2 protein-coding genes are annotated in these 2756 nt (G+C 58.3%); both read right to left on the minus strand.

Translation table 11 applies throughout. The annotated features are described in order from the left end of the window. Positions 1-87: 87 nt before the first annotated feature. On the minus strand, positions 88-1044 hold the full coding sequence (locus tag QZ326_RS12680) for a carbohydrate ABC transporter permease (RefSeq protein ID WP_295736703.1): 957 nt from the start codon (positions 1042-1044) through the stop codon (positions 88-90). Positions 1045-1083: 39 nt separating this feature from the next. Then, positions 1084-2460, minus strand: a complete 1377-nt coding sequence (locus QZ326_RS12685; protein ID WP_295736706.1) for an extracellular solute-binding protein — start codon at positions 2458-2460, stop codon at positions 1084-1086. Positions 2461-2756 lie beyond the last annotated feature (296 nt).

Here is a 2756-nt window from a genome sequence, read left to right on the forward strand (position 1 = left end):
TGTAGAAGAAGAACAGGCACAGGAACGCCAAGATAATCAAAACGACATGGGCGAGAATTTCACGCCCGTGAGATCTCTTTTCCTGCATTACGCGTTGCCCCCTTTCTTGGCGCGCTTGGCGGCGGACTTGGAGCCGTCGGGGTCGGGATCGGTGTTCATCTTAAAGACGAACCAGCAGAGGATGGCGCTGATGATGAAGAGGAACACGGACAGCGCACCGGCGATGCCGTAGTTCTTGGCCTGGAGGTGCTTGTTGAGGTACATAATCAGGGTCATGGTGGTCCGGTCGGGCGCGCCCTTGCCGCCGGTGAGGATCTGGGGCACGTCGAACATCTGGAGACCGCCGATGAGGGAGGTAATCAGTGTGTAGGTCAGCAGGGGCTTGATTTGGGGAAGGGTAATCTTGAAGAACTTCTGGAGGTGGGTGCAGCCGTCCAGCTCCGCCGCCTCAAAGATGGAGGGGTTGATGCCCATGATGGCCGCCATCAGCATAATGGTGGTGTTGCCGAACCACATGAGGAAGTTCATCAGGCCCACCAAGGTACGGGCGCCCAGGGTGGACTCCATGAACCGGATGGCCTCCCCGATCACGCCCATGTTGAGGAGGATGTTGTTGATGGGTCCCGCGTTGGAGAACAGGGCGAAGAACAGCATGGCAAACGCGGAGGCCATGATCAGGTTCGGCAGGTAGATGACCACCTTGAAAAACTGCTTGCCCCGGATCTTCAGCCGGGCGTCGGTGAACCAGGACGCCAGCACCAGGGCCACCACGATCTGGGGCACGAAGCCCAGGATCCACATGACGAAGGTGTTCCAGGCGTACTTGGGCAGGTCCGAGGAGAGCAGGGAGATGTAATTGCTGAGGCCCGTCCAGTTGGGGCCCACCGTCTTCAGGCCGAAGGCGTAGTACTCATAGAAGCTGTTGCGAATGGTGTCCGCCAGCGGAATCAGGGAAAAGATGGCGTAGGACAGGAAGAAGGGCAGGATGAACAGATAGCCCCATTTGGCGTAGCTGACGGTTTTGAGTTTCTTCTGGTTTTGCATAAGAGGTCCCCCTTTCACAGTATCAATGGTCTGCCGCTTTTACGGCCATTCCACGCCGCCGCCTACCAGCCAGGGGTAGCGTTCGGTGATGGACATCTCAAAATTGGCCTTGGCCTTCTCCAGGCTGATCTTGCCGTTGAAGTAGTCGCCGAAGGTGTTCTGGAATTCCTCGACACAGCCCTGGTCATAGGAGGAGATGTTGCTCAGGTCGATATTGGCGGCCACCTCGGACAGCACGCCCAGGTAATTCTGCCCGCCCAGCAGCTCAATGCCGAAGTCGGGGGACTGGGCCAGCTCCTCCATCAGGGGCTGGTCGTTGCTCATCTCCCCATTGTTCACCGCAAGGCTCCGGAGGATGTCCCGGTCCGCCGTCATCTTGAGCATAATGTCCTTCACGTGCTCGGGGTTGTCGGAGCCCTGGGCGGCCACCAGCCAGGTGCCGCCCCAGAAGAAGCTCTGGGGGCTGGGGCAGGAGGCCCAGTCCTGGGCGGCGGCAGTGTCCGTCACGTTGGGCTTGATGCACACGTCCAGGCCCCAGGCGGGCAGGAAGAAGCAGAAAACCTTGGAGTCCGGGCCCATGTCCTTGTTCCACTCGTCGATCCACTGGCCCGGCACATTGTGGTTGATCCCGCTCCGGGTATCCTCCAAGGAGCGCTCCACCCACCGCATCATATTGGGATCCACCACCACGGTCTTGTCGTTTTTGACCCAGGGGGAGGAGACGTTGTTGGAGTACACCCGGTAGGTGTCGGCCCGGCCGGAGTACATGTAGTAGCCGGCGTCCTTCATCCGCTCCGCCGTCTCATAGAATTTATCCCAGTCGGAGACGGCGGCGGCCACGGTCTCCGGGTCGTCGGTGCCCAGAACGGCCTTAGCGATGGAGCGGCGGTAGACCAGCATCCCGGGGGTCGCCTGGTAGCTGAGGCCCCGGATCTCGCCGTCAGCCGTCCGCATGGCGTCCAAGGTGTAGCGGTACTGGTTGGCGATGTCCGCGTCCGTGATGCCAAGCTGGGAGATGGGCATGGCCACATTGGCCTCCGGGTCGATGTATTTCAGCGCGTAGTCGGCCTCCACCAGGTACATGTCCACCCGCTCATCGGCGGAGACACGGTCCTGCTTGAGCAGCGCCTCGTCCAGCTTCTGCTGGTAGACGCCGTCCTGAGTGGGGTTGATGACCCAGTGGATCTCCGTGCCGTCCTTCAGGAAGGTGACGGACTTGTCGTTGGACAGATGGTCGATCTCAGGATAGTTGGCGTTGAACTTCCCCTGGAACTCATCGTTCCACACGTAGATGTTGAGGATCTTGCCCTCCACGCCCGGCACAACATCCGAACCGCCGGGACTGGAGCCGCACCCGCTCAGAAGGCCAAGAATCATCGCGGCCATCAGAGCGGCATACCAAATTCTTCTCTTCACGATCGTTTCCTCCTATTTCCAATTTGATACAGCCGTCTGCTGTGATGCTCCCCTCATTATAAAGTGCCGCCGAAAAAGCGTATACAAAATTAAAGAAAGATATATCAAATTCATGCCGGACTTTAGGTATTTTACATATAATTTCCAGTTAGCCTGCGGAAAAATCTCCCGTCTTTCCTCTTGCCGAAATATCAAATCTATGATATATTCTAGCCCTGAAAGATATTGAAGGAGGTGTGCATATGAATGGAGCAAAGGCGTGGAAGCCTCTGGAGGCCGACGGGGAGCGGGAGGTC

The organism is uncultured Oscillibacter sp., from assembly GCF_910587525.1.
Classification (GTDB): domain Bacteria; phylum Bacillota; class Clostridia; order Oscillospirales; family Oscillospiraceae; genus Oscillibacter.